Consider the following 16,956-nt stretch of genomic DNA (forward strand, 5'->3'; position numbering starts at 1 on the left):
TCTCCCATAAAATAAGTCGGGGCCGAAGTGGTTAACCCACTGCGCCTTCAAGCGTCACACTTAGAAGCGCTTCGGCTTCTACCGCGAATTCCATCGGCAGCTCTTGGAAAACGTCTTTACAGAAGCCGTTAACAATCATGCTGACCGCATCTTCTTCAGAAATCCCACGGCTTTGGCAGTAGAACAGCTGATCTTCACCGATCTTCGACGTGGTGGCTTCGTGCTCAATTGTGGCGGTGCTGTTGCCAATTTCTTGATAAGGAAAGGTATGGGCACCGCACTTGTCGCCAATTAACAACGAATCACACTGAGTGAAATTACGTGCCCCTTTGGCACGAGGGCCAATTTTGACCAAGCCACGGTAAGATTGATCGCTCTTACCTGCCGAAATGCCTTTGGCAACAATATAGGAACGGGTACCTTCGCCAATGTGAATCATTTTGGTGCCAGTATCCGCTTGCTGACGGCCATTAGTCACCGCTACGGAGTAGAACTCACCGATACTGTCTTTGCCACGCAAAACACAAGAAGGATATTTCCAGGTGATCGCCGAACCGGTTTCTACCTGTGTCCAACTGATGCGCGAACGCTCACCGCGACAATCGCCACGTTTGGTAACGAAGTTGTAAATCCCGCCTTTGCCGTTCTCATCACCGGGATACCAGTTCTGAACGGTGGAATACTTAATGTAGGCATCATCCAGCGCAACGAGCTCTACGACTGCCGCGTGAAGCTGGTTTTCATCACGCATTGGCGCCGTACAACCTTCCAAGTAAGACACCTGAGCACGGCTCTCGCAGATAATCAGGGTGCGCTCGAACTGGCCGGTGTTAGCCGCATTAATCCGGAAGTAGGTCGACAGTTCCATAGGGCACGTCACGCCTTCAGGAACAAACACAAACGACCCATCGGTAAATACAGCCGAGTTTAGTGCGGCAAAGTAGTTATCAGCCACCGGAACAACTGTACCGAGATACTGTTTGATAAGGTCTGGGTAATCGCGAATTGCTTCAGAAATCGAGCAGAAAATAACGCCCGCTTCGCCTAGCTGTTTTTTAAACGTGGTTGCCACGGAAACAGAGTCAAATACAGCGTCGACGGCCACACCGGCAAGCGCTGCACGCTCATGCAAAGGAATACCAAGCTTTTCATATGTTTCGAGAAGCTTAGGATCAACTTCATCCAGGCTCTGAGGGCGATCTTCCGGGCGCTTGGGCGCACTGAAATAAGAGATCGATTGATAATCAATGGGCGGATAATCAAGATGCGCCCAGGACGGCTCTTTCATCTTCAACCACTGACGGTATGCATCTAGGCGCCACTCCAGCATCCATTCCGGCTCGCCTTTCTTATTAGAGATAAAGGCAATGGTGTTTTCATCAAGGCCAGGTGGCAGGGTGTCGCTTTCAATATCGGTTATAAAACCATCTTTGTATTCGCGACGAACCAACTGTTCCATTTCTTCGCTTGCCATGGTGATACCCTCCGGGCAGTTGGGTGGCGAGCCTAGCTCGCCGTCAATAGGGTTAGTCTATGTTGCATTGCCTAAGCAGATGCCAGGCTAATGCTTTGAATCGGTAACTGTACGGGCAGCTTGATTGGCGTCGTATCGGCCAAGTGCGCCAGCGTAACGCTTTCCAGTAACGTGCGAATCGCCAGTGAGACTCGCTGCCAGTTATCAGCGACACCGCAGGTAGCCGCCAGGTCGCACTCACCCTCCGCTTGGCTACACTCGGTCATTGCCACCGGCCCTTCAATAGCGGCAATAATATCGGCAGCCGTAATGTGTGACGCTGGTCGCGCCAGACGATAACCACCCTGGACACCGCGTTGTGACTCCAGAAGGCCGGCTTTCACCAGCATCTTGAGCGTCTTACTAACAGTGGGATGTGGTAGCTGCACTGCATCTGCTAAATCAGCCGCCGCATGCGACGCCTGTGGATGGCGAGCAATTTGCGCCATCACGACAGCGGCATAATCTGTCAGCCGAGAAAGCTTGAGCATGTTGACTCCCATTCGCCGTTACAGTTGGCTTACCCGTTAATGGGTACCATTTTAGTCCTGTATAAATTTGATGTGAAGCCCTAGAGCAAAATCGTTATCAATTTGTGCAAAATAACAGCACGTTCGGCTCTGATAGCATCAAAAACAACAATCATTATCATTTGAAAAAGCTATCGACGCGTTAAACGAAAAAAACCTGCGAGGATTTCGCAGGTTTTTTTAAAAGAGCAGCACCTTGTGGTGAAGGCGCTATGCCTTTAAGTACTATGCCTTTAAGTACTATGCCTTTAAGTACTATGCCTTTAAGTACTATGTCTTTAAGTACTATGTCTTTGCGTACTAGGCTTTTTTGACGAACTCTGACTTAAGCTTCATGGGCCCAATACCGTCGACCTTGCAATCAATATCGTGATCACCATCGACTAAACGAATATTTTTAACCTTAGTGCCTACCTTAACCACTAGCGAACTGCCTTTGACCTTGAGGTCTTTAATGACAGTGACGCTGTCACCATCTGCCAGCATATTGCCGTTAGCATCACGAATACCAGAGCCAGCCGCTTCAGCGCCCTCTTCTGCTACTTTTGACCATTCGTTGCCGCATTCCGGGCAGACATACTGAATCCCATCATCGTAGGTAAACTCAGAGGCACAGGCAGGACAATTGGGTAGATCACTCATGATAGGCTCCAACGCATCAGGCTAATACACAGGACTTAGTCATACACAGAACTTAGTCATTCACAGAACTTAGAAAGCGATGGAGCCTACACGGCTTGAGCACAATACTCCAGTTGGATACGCCAATTTGCGCTATCAATACAGCGCATTACTACTCACCTAGCTGTGCTGAATGCTGCTGCCACCAGTGACGCGCGATGCGCACATTTTCAGCATTTGCCGTCGCATCTAACACGGTGGGCAACTGTATATAGTCACCTCGAGTTCTTGCCATCAATAGCGGATCCTGGGTGGCAAGCTGAAGCGCATACAGGGCTAACATCAACTCATAGTCATCGGTTGTATTGAGTCGCGCAAACAGCAAAGGCACAGCGGGCAGGCCGATTTCTCCTAACCGCTCTGCCGCAATATACCAAGTTCGGGGATTGTCTTGTCCGCCGTACTGCGAGACAAACCGCCTGTCTGCCAATCGGCTAACATAGTAGGCCGCCTTCTCTTCAGGGCTGGTTAATAGCGGCGGCACCCAGTCGGTTACTTGGCGGTTAGTTACGTAACCTGGCTGCGCCGCTCCTGAAGATACCTGAGCCACGCCAGGTGAAACCTTCTGAGCAACGGCAGCATCAGGTGCTTGAGAGGAAGTTGACTGACCAGCGCATCCCGCTAACATAGTAAACATTGCGAATGCTGGCGCTAACCATTGAAGACGCTGCTTCATGATAAATTCCCTATATCAATATCCATACTTATTCAGACCAACGCCCTTCCCGCTTTAGGCGCTTTCTCACCCAGCGATCATAATACCAGCGTAATGCTTTTTTGATCCCTGGCAGGCCAATAAGCCATGCGATTGGCACAAGCAGAGGAATACGCATCATCAGCAAACGGTAGGCATTAATACCTTCGATAAGCGTGCCATCAGCTTTTTCGATATGCAGCGAGCGTAAAGCAGTTTCTGGTGTTACCCCTTTTTCACGCAATCGTTGCTGATGCTCAGTCACATCACACCAGTTAATCCCGTTGCCATGCTTGCCAGCCCAACGCTCAAAAAGACGTCGATCCTTCCGACAAACAGGGCAAACAGCATCGTAGAAAACATTGATAGAGGCATTATCAGGCATATAGGCTCTCATCGTAGTCGTACTTAGCAGTGTGACACTTTGCGCTTACTACGCAAATTTCCAGTTAACAGGGGCACTACAATGAAACAGCTATTAATCGTTGCCCATGCTCCATCAGTTAATACACGCACTCTGCGTGATGCCGCCCAGCGAGGCGCAAGCCAAGACGTTGTTGAGCAGGTTGCCTGCATAGTAAAAACGCCTTTCGAGGCTGGTCCTGATGATATTCGCGCCTGCGATGGCATCTTGCTGGGCACGACAGAAAACCTGGGCTACATGAGCGGTGCACTTAAGGATTTTTTTGATCGCAGCTACTACAGCATATTGGAAGAGAAACAAGGGCTTCCATGCGCGCTCTATATTCGCGCTGGACACGACGGCACCGGCACCCGGCGTGCAGTAGAAAGCATTGTGACAGGACTACGTTGGCGCTGGGTTCAGGAACCACTAACGTTACGTGGTCAATGGCAGGACACTTTTGCCGACCAAGTAGAAGAGCTAGGCCTTTACATGGCAGCGGGACTGGATAACGGTTTATTTTAATGCCGCTCTGAACGCAAAAACGGCACCGCATGGGTGCCGTTTTGTGGGTAAACGCTGTGTTTATTTGAGTCGTTCAAACACCGTCGCAACCCCTTGCCCCATGCCGATACACATAGTGGCAAGGCCGAGGGTAGTATCGCGCTGCTGCATAACGTTAAGCAGCGTCGTACAGATACGCGAGCCCGAACAGCCTAGCGGGTGGCCTAGCGCAATGGCACCACCGTTGAGGTTTACTTTTTCATCCATGGCATCTAGGAAGCCTAGATCTTTCAAAACGGGCAGACCTTGTGCAGCGAACGCTTCGTTAAGCTCAACCGTTTGAATATCGGCTGCCGACAAGCCAGCGGCTTTCAGCGCTTTTTTAGACGCAGGCACTGGGCCGTAACCCATGATAGAGGCATCACAGCCTGCAACACCTGTTGAAAGCACTTTTGCAATCGGCTCAAGCCCCAGCGCCTGAGCGCGCTCGTAGCTCATAACAGCCATTGCCGAAGCCCCTACCGACAATGCAGATGACGTGCCCGCAGTAACGGTACCGTTGCGAGGATCAAATACCGGCTTGAGGCTGGCCATTGACTCGATACTGGCCTCAGGACGAATCACTTCATCGTTCTTGAACAGAATTTTAAAACCGCGCTGATCGTGGCCTTCAACACCAATGATTTCGTTATCGAAGTAGCCTTTTTCCATCGCGGCCTGGGCACGCTGATGGGAACGCACGCCAAACTTATCCTGGTCTTCACGAGAAATACCGTGCATTTTGCCCAGCAGTTCAGCGGTCAGCCCCATCATCATGGCGGCTTTTGCGGCGTATTTACTGGCAGCGGGGTTAACATCAACACCGTGAGCCATGGGCACGTGCTCCATGTGCTCTACCCCACCAATCACGTAAAAGTCGCCCATGCCTGCTTTAATGTTGGCCGCCGCAATATGCAGTGCCGTCATCGAGGAGCCACACAGACGGTTAACCGTTTGCGCAGGCACCGAGCGCGGAATACCGGTCATGATTGCCGCATTACGCGCAATATTCATGGACTGCTCGAGCGTCTGGTTAACACAGCCCCAGATAACATCGTCCACTTCGGACGGGTCTAAATTCGCGTTACGATCAAACAGCGCCTGCATGACGGCTGCTGACAGGTTCTCAGCGCGCACATTGCGGAATGCACCATTTTTAGCTTTCGCCATGGCGGTACGTACACCGTCAACCACCACGATATCTCTTGGGTTCAAACTCATCTTATATCTCCTTTGCGTGGTGGTTAGGCCTGAGAGCCAGCATAAAATTGCTCGTTATTTTGAGCCATCTGACGCAGCTTCTCAGTGGGCGCGTAAAGCGGGCCTAACTCTTCCGCAAGGTTTTCGGCTAGCTTCACGAATTCGGCAACACCCATCGCGTCAATGTAGCGCAGTGCGCCACCGCGGAAGGGAGGGAAGCCGATGCCGTAGATTAATGCCATATCGGCTTCAGCGGGAGTTTCCACGATGCCATCTTCAAGGCAACGAACAGTTTCCAGACACAGCGGTACCATCATGCGAGCGATAATGTCTTCATCAGAAAACTCTTTCTGCTCTTTCACGACGTCTTTCACCAGCGCGTAGGCTTGCTCGTCGGTAACTTTCTTAGGTTTGCCTTTCTTATCTTCTTCATAGGCATAGAAGCCTTTATCGTTCTTCTGGCCCAGACGCTTATTGTCGTACATCACCTGAATCGCGGTTTTGCCGTCACGCGCCATGCGATCCGGGAAGCCTTCCGCCATCACTTCGTTAGCGTGTACCGCTGTATCTAGACCCACTACGTCCAACAGGTAAGCAGGACCCATGGGCCAGCCAAATTTTTCCATCACTTTGTCAACGCGTTGGAAATCAGCGCCCTGCTCTACCAGGAAGCTAAAGCCACCGAAATAGGGGAACAGTACGCGGTTGACCAAAAAGCCGGGGCAGTCATTCACAACAATCGGGGTTTTGCCCATTGCACGAGCGTAGGCAACTGTGGCGGCCACCGCTGCATCTGACGTCTTCTCGCCACGAATCACTTCCACCAGCGGCATACGATGCACAGGGTTAAAAAAGTGCATGCCGCAGAAGTTTTCTGGACGCTTAAGGTTTTTGGCTAAGCGATTGATAGAGATCGTCGAGGTGTTAGAAGTAAGGATGGTGTTTTCGCTCACCATGCCTTCCACTTCGGTCAGCACGGCGCCTTTGACCTTGGGATTTTCAACGACAGCTTCAACTACTAGATCAACATTGCCGAAATCACCGTAGGAAAGCGTGGGGCGAATGTTGGTTAGCTTTTCAGCCATCTGCTCAGTCGTCAGCTTTTTACGCTCTACCTGCTTAGCAAATAGCTTACGCGCCTCTTTCAGACCCAGCTCAATCGCCTCATCGTTAATATCTTTCATTATGATGGGCGTGCCTTTGCTGGCGCTCTGATAGGCGATACCACCACCCATAATGCCAGCGCCCAGCACAGCTGTCTGCTTAACGGGCTGCGACTGCTTCTCGTATTTGCTCCCTTTTTTCTTCACGACTTGGTCGTTAAGGAACAAGCCAACCAAGTTAAAGGCAACACTGCTGAGTGCTAGCTTGGCAAATGCTTTTGCTTCAATCGCCTGGGCGCGGGCACGCGTCTCGCCAGCGCCTTTCTGAATCACCTTAATCGACGCTACCGGCGCGGGATAGTGAGGGCCAGCCTTGCCAGCGACAAACCCTTTGGCGGTTTCAAATGCCATCATTTGCTCAATGGCATTGAGATTAAGCGGTGCTTTCTTCTCTTCACGGCGCGCCTGGTAATCTAACTCGCCGGCATTGGCACGGTCTAGAATGTCCAACGCGGCTTCTTCAAGCAGCTCGTGAGTAACGACAGCATCGACTGCGCCGACTTTAAGTGCTGCGTTAGCACGATTTTCAGTGCCGCCAGCAATCCACTCAATGGCGTTATCCGCACCAATCAAGCGGGGTAAACGTACACATCCCCCCCAACCTGGCAGAATGCCTAGCTTGGTTTCAGGCAAGCCAATTTTGGCTTTCTCGCTCATTACTCGGAAATCAGTCGTCAACAGTACTTCGCAGCCGCCACCCAGTGCCAAGCCATTAATGGCCGTCACGGTTGGAAAAGGCAGGTCTTCAATCGCATTAAAGATGTCGTGAACCTTAAGGTTCATCTCAACGAGATACTCTTCGCCTTTGTCAAAAAGGCTGTGAAATTCGGTGATGTCAGCGCCGACAATAAACGCATCTTTGCCGCTGCTAATCATCAACCCCTGTAGGCCGCTTTCAGCTTGAAGCGCTTTTACTGCTTCGCCCAACTCTGCCACAACAGCACTGGATAGCTTATTAACGGACTCATCTTTCAGATCGAAAGTGAGCTTAGCGATGTCATTGCCACCTTGGGTGTCACGACGCTCCACCGTGATGGCATTGCCTTGATAGATCATCCGCGCTCTCTCCACAAGTTCGGGCTGGCACCATTAATCGGACCTGCCACGCATTTCATACGGTCGTTTGATTGCGTAAGCTTGGTTGAGATAATGAGGAACGTCAAGCCCTGACTTTTGGCTAATGCGCTTATCTCTCAAGTGCACTTACACAAATCAACTTACAGCAGGCCCACATTTTTTGCGCTTTTTATAGACAGGATAGGCAACGCATCGACTTTGCCGACGAATCCAACGATCATGCTGTTTTCATTTATGAGCCAACAACGCCATGGGTAGTTTCTTTACTCCCGCCCGTATTACGGCACTACAAGCACGGGTTGAACGTACCGTCGAACGCTTAAAACCCTGGAGCTGGCTGTGGCCACCTATCGCGTTTGGCGCCGGGCTAGGTAGTTTTTTTCTGGTGGACCGCCAACAGTGGCTAGGAGCGGTATTAGCGCTGGGACTTCTTTTTGCCTGGCTGCTATTGCTTTCTGAGAGCCTCATCGGGCGCTGGCTTGCTAAACGCGGCCATCCCACCTTGCCCCGCGGTGTTACTACCTTTATCGCCCAAATGATTCACCAGGAAACACTTTTCTTTACGTTGCCATTTATCCTGGTTACAACCGTGTGGAACAGCGGGCAGACACTATTTGCGCTGTTAGTGATCGCAATGGCAATACTGTCGATTATAGATCCGCTCTATTACAAACTCGCTGGGCGCTGGCGAAGCCTCTATTTTATCTTTCATGCCCAATGTGTCTTTTTAGTGGTACTGGTTATTCTGCCTATCATGCTGCAGCTGACGACTGGCCAAAGCTTGATCCTTGCGCTAGTGATCACCATATTGGTTGCGCTGCCCAGTTTTTGGCACTTACTTAAAAAACGCTCGTTAACGCGCTGGTGCGGGTTCTTTGTGCTCACTATCGTGCTGGCCTATGCGGCCTGGCTCGGCAAAATATGGGTACCTCCTGCCAGCTTATGGATGACAAACAGTGCACTTTCTCCAGCGCTAGATATTCAGAGCCGCGAGCCGCAGGGAGCCATGGCGCTTACGCCAGACGCAATTCGCTCAACCGGCCTTTACGTTTACACCGCCATTCGGGCACCGCGTGGATTAAGCGAGACAATTCATCATGCATGGCACCACAACGGCGAATTGTTAGATGAAGTAGAACTTGCTATCAACGGTGGACGGGAGCAGGGCTATCGTGCCTGGAGCCATAAGCAAAATTTCCCAGAAGCACCGTCGGGAGAGTGGCGTATCGACATTATGACCGCCAGCGGACAACGGCTGGGGCTGATCCGGTTTACTGTTTCGGAAGATTTGGAAAAAGCCACGATAGCGGATAGCAAAATCCAACCTAGCGGCTTGAGTGCGCTAAATTTGCGGCGCTTTATACCCGGAAACAACAATTCTGAAAACGATCTGTCAACGGACGAATAACATAACGCCTTGCATTCAGCGGCGCAGCTTATGACAATTCGCCTACTTACATTTTTCGGTAGCTGTTTACTATGGCTTCAACAATTGGTTTTCGCATTGCACGTCTGCCCCACTTGTGGCGCTCTATTCTTGATCGAAGACTGGCACCCTTGGGGTTAACACAAACACGCTGGGTGACGCTTTACCATTTATGGAAGTTAGGTGAAGGCAACCCACAGTGTGATTTAGCAAGGGTGATTGGCGTAGAAGCGCCCTCATTAGTTAGAACCCTTGGACAACTTGAGGAGCAAGGACTGGTTGAGCGACGGGCCTGCGATAATGATCGCCGAAGCAAACGACTCTATCTGACGCCAACGGCAATGCCGCTACTTGAACAAATCGACAGCGTCGTCCAGGAGGCACGCAAAGAGATGCTGGCGGGCCTAAGTGAGAGTGATCTAGATCAGTTAGACAAGTGGCTAGCGCTAATAGAGTCCAATGGTATGGCGATTCAGTTAAGAGACCAAGACGGTCCCTCGGCATAAGACGTCCATCAGTGCCCTGCTGTTTCGCCAGCCCCATTTAGCGGCTTTGCAGCAGGGCGGTCTGACAATCCGCTAAGCGCCTTTCTTAGCGTCTGAAAATCTTCTCCATAGATAGCAAAACGCTCTGCAGTTTGTGACTCCCACCACCATAGTGTTAACGCCGTCGCGTTTGACTCGACCACCAAAGCATCTTGTGGAAGGCGCTCTAGCAGGGCTTTCAAAGTAGCGCTTGCCATTTCTGGCAATGGCCGTAATGGTGCAATGCGCCAACGCCACCCAGCATGATAAAGCTCCAGCGCTTCACTTGCGTTCGATTCACGCACTAACACAAAATCAGGCCCTGGCGCGTGATGGGAAAAATACCACCGATAAGCGGGCATCGTGCCTCGAAAATTATGCAACGGGGGCTTCTCCATCTTGATCACTACCCCGTGCTTCTTGGCGGCATTCAAACGCAGCGCCATATGGCGCTTCTGCCGCGGGCTGGGCTTAAGCCACATTACCGGTGCGATAACAAACAGCGATATAAAAATAATAATAAGCCACTCCATCTAACCACTTCTCCTCGTTGCAAATACTGGCCATCAGCATGGATGTTAAAATTAGTCATACTATCGGGTTAACTTAAAAAAGCATGACATAGATCGTTGTTAAGATGGCACTTGAAGCCTAAAGTAAAGGTCATCTAACAAAGCGTTCTCTTTGTTAATTATCACGAAGGAGATAAGCCATGAGCTATCACCACATTTTAGTAGCCGTTGATTTAACTAAAGACTCCCATAAAATCTTAGAGCGTGCAGTCGCGATTGCTGCTCGCAATGACGACGCCAAGATTTCGATCATGCATACCCTTGAGCCATTGGGCTTCGCTTACGGTGGTGACATCCCGATGGATCTCACCAGCATTCAAGACCAGCTGGATGATCACGCGAAGAAACGGCTGACTGAAATTGCCGCCCCTCACGTCGAGCCCGCTGATCAACATGTCGTTGTCGGCATGCCAGACACGGAAATTCATCGTTTTGCAGAAGAGCACAACGTCGACCTGATCGTTGTTGGCTCGCATGGGCGCCATGGCTTTGCCCTGCTGCTAGGCTCCACGTCTACCGGCGTACTTCACGGCGCGCAGTGCGACGTTTTGGCCGTTCGGGTCGGCAAAAAAGGTGAAGAGAGCGACGAGTAACCAATGTAGAAAGGCACCCATTGGGTGCCTTTACTCATTGATGCGGGTGTCAGTCACCGCTGGCCATCGCCTCAAGCTCCATCCAACGCTCCATTGCCGTTTCAAGCGTTTGCTGTACGTTCTCTAACGCTTGCAATTTTGCTGTGACGGCACTGGCTTCTTGCTGATAGAAAGCGGGGTCGCCAATCTCTTGCTCTAACGCCTCTACTTCATTCTCAAGGCGCTCAATCTCCGCAGGTAGCGCATCTAACTCCCGCTGCACTTTGTAAGAGAGCTTAACGGTTTTTTTAACAGGCTCAGCAACCGGTTTCTCTGGCGTTTTTTCAACCGCAACGCTGGTCGGTTCAGTGTTCTGGCGGGCAGCGCCTTCCCACGGAGCAGGCGGCAGTTTACCTCCTTGGCGAATCCAATCCGTGTAGCCACCCACATATTCACGCACAACCCCCTCGCCTTCAAAAGCCAGCATGCTGGTCACGACGTTATCCATAAATGTCCGGTCGTGAGAGACCAGGAGCAGCGTGCCATCAAAGTCCAGCAGCAGCTCTTCAAGCAGCTCCAGGGTTTCCATATCCAGGTCGTTGGTAGGCTCATCCAACACCAATACGTTGGCAGGTTGAGTAAACAACTTGGCTAACAACAGACGGTTGGATTCGCCGCCGGAAAGGGCTTTCACCGGCTGTCGAACACGATCAGGTGTGAATAGAAAATCCTGAAGGTAGCTCATTACGTGGCGATCTTTTCCACCAACGGTTACCCGATCGCTGCCTTGGGCGACGTTGTCGTAGACGGTTTTTTCCAGCTCTAGACCGGCACGCAATTGATCGAAATAGGCGACCTTTAAATTGGTCCCCAACTGAACACTACCTTCTGTTGGCGCAAGCTCGCCTAGCAAGATTTTCAGCAGCGTTGTTTTACCTGCACCGTTGCGACCAAGGAAACCAATGCGGTCGCCACGCATCACTTCAAGATTCACATCACGTAGAATGACATCATTGCCAAAGCGCTGTGTTACGCCTTTCAGCTCGACTACCCGCTTGCCAGTACGCTCGCCGCTGTCGACATTGAGGTTGGCAGTTCCCTGACGCTCACGTCGCTGGCTACGCTCTAAACGCATCTGCTCAAGCTCCCGCACACGTCCTTCGTTGCGTGTACGCCGCGCTTTGACGCCTTGACGAATCCAGACTTCTTCTTGGGCCAGTTTTTTATCGAAAAGCGCATTTTCCCGCGCTTCTACTTCTAGCTCGTGCTGCTTACGCTCTTGATACTCGGCATAGTTACCGGGATAACGGCCAAGCTTACCTCGGTCTAGCTCAAGGATCGTGGTGGCCAGCTTAGATAAAAAAGCACGGTCGTGGGTAATCAGTAATACCGCGCCGTTGAAGGCCAGCAGTTGCTCTTCCAACCAAGCAATCGTATCTAGATCGAGATGGTTGGTAGGCTCGTCAAGAAGCAGCAAGTCCGGCTCAGAAACCAAGGCACGCGCCAACGCAACACGGCGGCGCCAGCCACCGGAAAGCGCGCTCATTTCAGCTTCAGGGGGTAACCCTAAACGGGTGAGTACAACGTCAATGCTCTGATGGAAAGACCAGCCGTCGATGGCCTCGATGCGGGTTTGCAGCTTGGCCATACGGTTCATGTCGGGGTCTGGATCATTGATCAGGTGCTGGTATTCAGAAAGCAATTCTCCCGCTTCCGGCAGCCCCTGAGCAACCATGTCAAAAATCGTCATGCCTGAGGATTCAGGCAGCTCCTGGGACAATACGCCAATCTTCAAGCCCGGCGCACGCCAAATGGAACCATCATCGGCATGAATATCGCCCGCGACTAGTTTTAATAGCGTTGATTTACCGGTGCCGTTGCGCCCGACCAGCGCCAGCCGCTCGCCTTTTTCAACCGTTAGGTCGGCGCGGTTAAGCAGTACTTGGGTGCCGTAAGCGAGTTGCAGCTGTTCGAGTCGTAACAAGGTCACGCAGTGTCCTCCTTCATCATGAGGCGCACAGTGTAACGCATGCGCTCGCGTTAAGGAGAGCCCTTATAGAGCCAAACGACACATCGTGCTAACGTCCCACCATCACGTGATAATAACAAGGTAGCGCCAAGCTACTCGTTTAGGGCTGACATCGTGACCGTTACTGTCTCAATGCACTTTGTGAACGAACTACTGTGTGGCTTACCCGCCACTGAGCATTCCCCTGTCCGCTACCTAGAGCTTGCTGGAATTTCCCCCTTTCTACTCAGCGCACCGAACGGCCGAGTCACTGTTGAACAGTTTGCCGAGCTTTACCGTCTCCTCGCCCTTGAGCTAGATGATGAGACGCCATGCTTTTTCTCCAGGCCGCTACGCTGTGGAACGCTAAAGCTGCTGTGCTTGAGCTTGCTAGATGCGCCTACGCTGCATGTTGCGCTTCACCGCTATACGCAGTTTTTTCGAATTCTATTAGATGATTTCGGCTACGACTTTACCATTGAAGGCGACTTTGCTCGGATGGCGCTTGAAGAACGCGCACCGCTTCATGGCAGTCGCATATTGATTCATGAATTGATGTTGAAACTGTTTCACGGTATCGCCTCCTGGATGATCGCACGCAAAATTCCACCTATCTTGATGGAGTGCGGCTACGCCCAACCCGCTCACAGTGCTGACTATCTCTACTTCTATCCCGGCAAGCTAAAATTTGATCAACCGCAAACAGCTGTTTACTTTGATAAGGTGTTTCTGAACCACCCCATACGTCAAACCAAACAGCATCTTGGCGCATTTCTACAACGCGCACCGGCTGACTGGTTCTACGTCTCTTTTGAAGATCGTTTGATTACGCACCGCGTTCGCGAACATCTTAGCCGCCACTTACCCACCTCATGCACGGTTCAGCATGTGGCAGACGCGTTACATATGTCTGTGCGCACACTCTCAAGACACTTGAAACTTGAAGGTACCCATTTCCAAGCGGTTAAAGACGAATACCGTCGCGACTATGCTATTCAAGCACTCACTCGCAGCACACAGCCACTGACAGCCATTGCAGAAAAACTAGGATTTGAAGACTTGGCTTGTCTTAGCCGAGCGTTTAAACAGTGGACGGGGAATTCACCCGCCGCTTACCGCAAGGCGCAAACGGCGGGCATAAAACGCTAGCGTTTATATCTCAGTGCGAATGCGCTTTTTATCCAGCTTACCGACACTGGTTTTAGGAATTTCATCTACGAAGCGAATCAACGATGGAATGCCCCAGCGGTTGATGCTGCCCTGTTCGACGAACTGCTCCATAAACGCCTGTACCTCTTCTGCCGTGGGCGGGTTATTGACATCGCTGGGAACAACGAGCGCTGCTGGACGCTCACCCCATTTATCATCCGTAACGCCAATGACCGCCACTTCCGCCACACCTGGGCATTGGCTGATATAGCTTTCCAACTCAAGTGAAGAGAGCCACTCTCCACCGGTTTTGATGATATCTTTAATACGGTCGCTAATGGCCAAGAAACCATGCTCATCAATCGAGCCAACATCACCGGTATGCAGCCATCCATCCCGCCAAAGCTCTTCACTGCGTTTCTCTTCTTTGTAGTACGCCTGGGTTAACCAGGGTGCCTGGGCACGCACTTCACCGACACTGACGCCATCATGGGGTAACGGTTCTCCATTGGCATCAACCACCTGCAATTTCACTAGGGGCACGGGTAAACCAGCCTTACACCGCCAGGGAAGCTGCGTTTCAAAATCAGCTTCGGCAACATCCTGAGGCAAAATATCAGCGGTTAGCAGCGGACAGGTTTCTGACATGCCGTAAGCACTACGTGTATCAATGCCGAGTGACCAAGCACGGCTAGCCAGGGCTTGGGTTAGCGCACTGCCGCCCACAAGCACCTTCCAACCAGTTAAATCAATTTTTTTCGATGCGATAGCGTCAGCGCTCACCACCATATTTAACAGCGTTGGCACACAGTGGGAGAAATCGACCTTTTCGTTCACCAGCAGTTTGACCAACATTTCCGGCTCATAGCGGCCAGGGTAGACCTGGGTCGCTCCCATCAACGTGGCGGTGTAAGGCACTCCCCACGCATGCACATGGAACATCGGCGTGATGGGCATGTATACCTTGTCACGGTTGAGCAGCTCACAACCCGGTGCTTGGAAGGTACTGGCTTCACCTAGTGTGTGCAGAACTAATTGGCGGTGGGTAAAAAACACTCCTTTCGGGTTGCCGGTGGTGCCCGTCGTGTAGAACAGCGTAGCCACTGCATTTTCATCAAAAATAGGGAACTCGTAATGAGTTGGCTGCTCACTTAACAACGCCTCAAACTCACCCACTAATGGCAGCGACGTGCTGACGGTGCTTTGTGTTTCTTGACTCGCCGCATCTTGGCAAAGTAGGTAACCGCGTATATTAGGTAGTTGATCAGCCAGCGGCTCCAGTAGCGGTACGAAATCCTCATGTACCAGTACAAAGACGTCTTCAGCGTGCTCCATCGTGTAGTGAATTTGCTCAGGCGCCAAACGTACATTGACGGTGTGTAGCACGGCACCCATCATGGGAATGGCAAAAAAGCACTCTAAATAGCGATGGCTGTCCCAGTCCAGCACCGCCACCACATCACCAGCCTGAACGCCCTGTGCTGTTAGCGTATGGGCAAGCTGGTGTACCCGCTCACGAAAACGTTGATAGTCATGACGGCTCTGGTCTCGATAAACAATCTGGTTGTTCCCTGCCATTCGAACACCGGACTCAAGTAAGTCGCTAATTAACAGCGGCGAGCTAGTCGCAGACGGCGTAGAAGGAAGTATTTTTGGCGTTATCGTAGACATAAAACACACCTGTCGATTGTTATTGGAAAACCGTTTGTTATTCGCGCTCTATTAGCAGCGCAATGCCCTGCCCACCGCCGATACACAGCGTGATCAAACCATAGCGGCCCTGACGTCGCTCCAATTCGTGTAAGGCTTTTAGAATCAAGATGGCACCGGTCGCGCCTACTGGATGGCCGAGCGCCACCGCACCACCATTCGGGTTTAGTTTTTCCAATGGGAAACCCAGCGTATCGGCAACCGCCAATGCTTGCGCCGCGAACGCTTCATTGGACTCAATCACATCAATGTCATTGATCGTCAGCCCTGCCTGCTGGAGGCAGCGTTTCACCGCAGGGATTGGCCCTAACCCCATTACCGAAGGCTCCACGCCGGCGGTGGTTGCCACGCGCAGTCGCGCCCTAACCGTTAAATTGCGCTGCTGTGCTTCATCAGCATGCGCCAGCACCAAGGTCGCTGCGCCATCGTTGATTCCAGAGGCATTGCCTGCCGTAACCACTCCCTCTTTTTTAAAGGCCGGTTTAAGCCGTGCTAAATCGCTTAACTCAACGCCTTCTCGCACATGCTCATCACGGGCAAAGGAAACCGTCTGTTTTCCTTTTGTCACCTCAACAGGCACGATTTGCGCGTCAAAATACCCTTCTGCAATGGCTTTTGCCGCCTTACGATGGCTATCCACCGCAAACTGATCTAGCTGCTCGCGGCTTAAGCCATACTGCTTGGCGATATTTTCAGCGGTCATTCCCATATGTCCGCTGCCAAATGGATCACTAAGAATGCCGAGGGTAAGATCCTGGATATTGGCATCGCCAAGGCGTATGCCATTGCGTGCTTGGGGCGGCAGTAGATAAGCGCCCCGCGACATCGACTCAGCCCCACCTGCCAATGCTAAGCGGCTGTCGCCCAGAGCGATTTGCTGCGCAGCGGATATCACTGCCTGCACGCCGGAACCACATAACCGGTTAACATTAAAGGCACCGGCTTCTTTCGGCACACCCGCACTCAACGCGATATGACGGGCAAGATAGGCATCTTCTGGGCTAGTGGTAATAATATGGCCATACACAGAGTGATCGATATCAGCGCCAGCAATGCCCGCACGGCGCAATGCTTCCTGAGCAGTGATAGTGCCTAACGCATGGGGCGCGAAAGATGAGAGCGACCCACCAAACCCGCCAATAGCGGTGCGAGCACCGCTTACAATAACAACGCTATCCAGTTGCATAATCT

At 51.7% G+C, this 16,956-nt stretch carries 16 protein-coding genes; 5 read left to right on the plus strand and 11 right to left on the minus strand.

The window, feature by feature from the left end; all coding sequences use genetic code 11:
* Window positions 1-31: 31 nt before the first annotated feature.
* From sufB to INT21_RS18135, 5 genes are all read right to left on the minus strand, one after another.
* Window positions 32-1,474 carry a Fe-S cluster assembly protein SufB gene (gene sufB / locus INT21_RS18115; RefSeq protein WP_089037659.1) on the minus strand — a complete coding sequence of 481 codons (1,443 nt, stop codon included), beginning with the start codon at window positions 1,472-1,474 and terminating at the stop codon, window positions 32-34.
* Window positions 1,475-1,545: 71 nt separating this feature from the next.
* Complete coding sequence (locus INT21_RS18120; protein ID WP_083002775.1) at window positions 1,546-2,004, minus strand: SUF system Fe-S cluster assembly regulator; 459 nt, start codon at window positions 2,002-2,004, stop codon at window positions 1,546-1,548.
* A gap of 339 nt (window positions 2,005-2,343) precedes the next feature.
* Window positions 2,344-2,685: a zinc ribbon domain-containing protein YjdM gene (locus tag INT21_RS18125; RefSeq protein WP_193059892.1), complete on the minus strand. Its 342-nt coding sequence runs from the start codon at window positions 2,683-2,685 to the stop codon at window positions 2,344-2,346.
* Window positions 2,686-2,836: 151 nt separating this feature from the next.
* Window positions 2,837-3,400, minus strand: coding sequence for a hypothetical protein (locus tag INT21_RS18130; RefSeq protein ID WP_193068419.1), 564 nt, complete (start codon window positions 3,398-3,400; stop codon window positions 2,837-2,839).
* Window positions 3,401-3,428: 28 nt separating this feature from the next.
* Window positions 3,429-3,803: a thiol-disulfide oxidoreductase DCC family protein gene (locus INT21_RS18135; protein WP_193060532.1), complete on the minus strand. Its 375-nt coding sequence runs from the start codon at window positions 3,801-3,803 to the stop codon at window positions 3,429-3,431.
* A gap of 81 nt (window positions 3,804-3,884) precedes the next feature.
* On the opposite strand from INT21_RS18135, the gene INT21_RS18140 reads away from it, so the two are divergent.
* The gene (locus tag INT21_RS18140) at window positions 3,885-4,346 is read left to right on the plus strand and encodes a flavodoxin family protein (protein ID WP_193060531.1); all 462 of its coding nucleotides are present in this window, start codon (window positions 3,885-3,887) and stop codon (window positions 4,344-4,346) included.
* A gap of 60 nt (window positions 4,347-4,406) precedes the next feature.
* Here INT21_RS18140 and fadA read toward each other — a convergent pair whose 3' ends face one another.
* Window positions 4,407-5,585 (minus strand): acetyl-CoA C-acyltransferase FadA, encoded by a 1,179-nt coding sequence (fadA, locus tag INT21_RS18145; RefSeq protein WP_038483059.1) that lies wholly within the window; start codon window positions 5,583-5,585, stop codon window positions 4,407-4,409.
* A gap of 23 nt (window positions 5,586-5,608) precedes the next feature.
* A complete protein-coding gene (fadB, locus tag INT21_RS18150; protein WP_193060530.1) occupies window positions 5,609-7,783 on the minus strand; it encodes a fatty acid oxidation complex subunit alpha FadB in 2,175 nt (724 codons plus the stop codon).
* Between the two features lie 271 nt (window positions 7,784-8,054).
* Here fadB and INT21_RS18155 point away from each other — a divergent pair, with 271 nt between their 5' ends.
* Both INT21_RS18155 and slyA read left to right on the plus strand, forming a co-directional pair.
* Complete coding sequence (locus INT21_RS18155) at window positions 8,055-9,212, plus strand: DUF5924 family protein (protein WP_089037652.1); 1,158 nt, start codon at window positions 8,055-8,057, stop codon at window positions 9,210-9,212.
* Window positions 9,213-9,283: 71 nt separating this feature from the next.
* Entirely contained in the window at window positions 9,284-9,736 is a 453-nt protein-coding gene (slyA, locus tag INT21_RS18160) for a transcriptional regulator SlyA (RefSeq protein ID WP_193060529.1), read from the plus strand.
* An 8-nt stretch (window positions 9,737-9,744) separates the two neighbouring features.
* Here the strand turns inward: slyA and INT21_RS18165 are convergent, their stop codons facing one another.
* The gene (locus INT21_RS18165) at window positions 9,745-10,287 is read right to left on the minus strand and encodes a preprotein translocase subunit YajC (RefSeq protein ID WP_193060528.1); all 543 of its coding nucleotides are present in this window, start codon (window positions 10,285-10,287) and stop codon (window positions 9,745-9,747) included.
* A gap of 179 nt (window positions 10,288-10,466) precedes the next feature.
* Here INT21_RS18165 and INT21_RS18170 point away from each other — a divergent pair, with 179 nt between their 5' ends.
* Window positions 10,467-10,919: a universal stress protein gene (locus INT21_RS18170; protein ID WP_038483043.1), complete on the plus strand. Its 453-nt coding sequence runs from the start codon at window positions 10,467-10,469 to the stop codon at window positions 10,917-10,919.
* Window positions 10,920-10,968: 49 nt separating this feature from the next.
* On the opposite strand, the gene INT21_RS18175 is transcribed toward INT21_RS18170, so the two are convergent.
* On the minus strand, window positions 10,969-12,888 hold the full coding sequence (locus INT21_RS18175; RefSeq protein ID WP_193060527.1) for an ATP-binding cassette domain-containing protein: 1,920 nt from the start codon (window positions 12,886-12,888) through the stop codon (window positions 10,969-10,971).
* 153 nt (window positions 12,889-13,041) lie between these two features.
* Between INT21_RS18175 and INT21_RS18180 the strand changes: the two genes are divergently transcribed.
* On the plus strand, window positions 13,042-14,055 hold the full coding sequence (locus tag INT21_RS18180) for an AraC family transcriptional regulator (protein ID WP_172420436.1): 1,014 nt from the start codon (window positions 13,042-13,044) through the stop codon (window positions 14,053-14,055).
* Window positions 14,056-14,058: 3 nt separating this feature from the next.
* On the opposite strand, the gene INT21_RS18185 is transcribed toward INT21_RS18180, so the two are convergent.
* Entirely contained in the window at window positions 14,059-15,726 is a 1,668-nt protein-coding gene (locus INT21_RS18185) for a fatty acid--CoA ligase (protein WP_193068417.1), read from the minus strand.
* Window positions 15,727-15,763: 37 nt separating this feature from the next.
* A complete protein-coding gene (bktB, locus tag INT21_RS18190; protein WP_193068416.1) occupies window positions 15,764-16,951 on the minus strand; it encodes a beta-ketothiolase BktB in 1,188 nt (395 codons plus the stop codon).
* Window positions 16,952-16,956: the final 5 nt, after the last annotated feature.

The organism is Halomonas sp. 3F2F, assembly GCF_014897805.1.
In the GTDB taxonomy this organism is placed as follows: domain Bacteria; phylum Pseudomonadota; class Gammaproteobacteria; order Pseudomonadales; family Halomonadaceae; genus Vreelandella.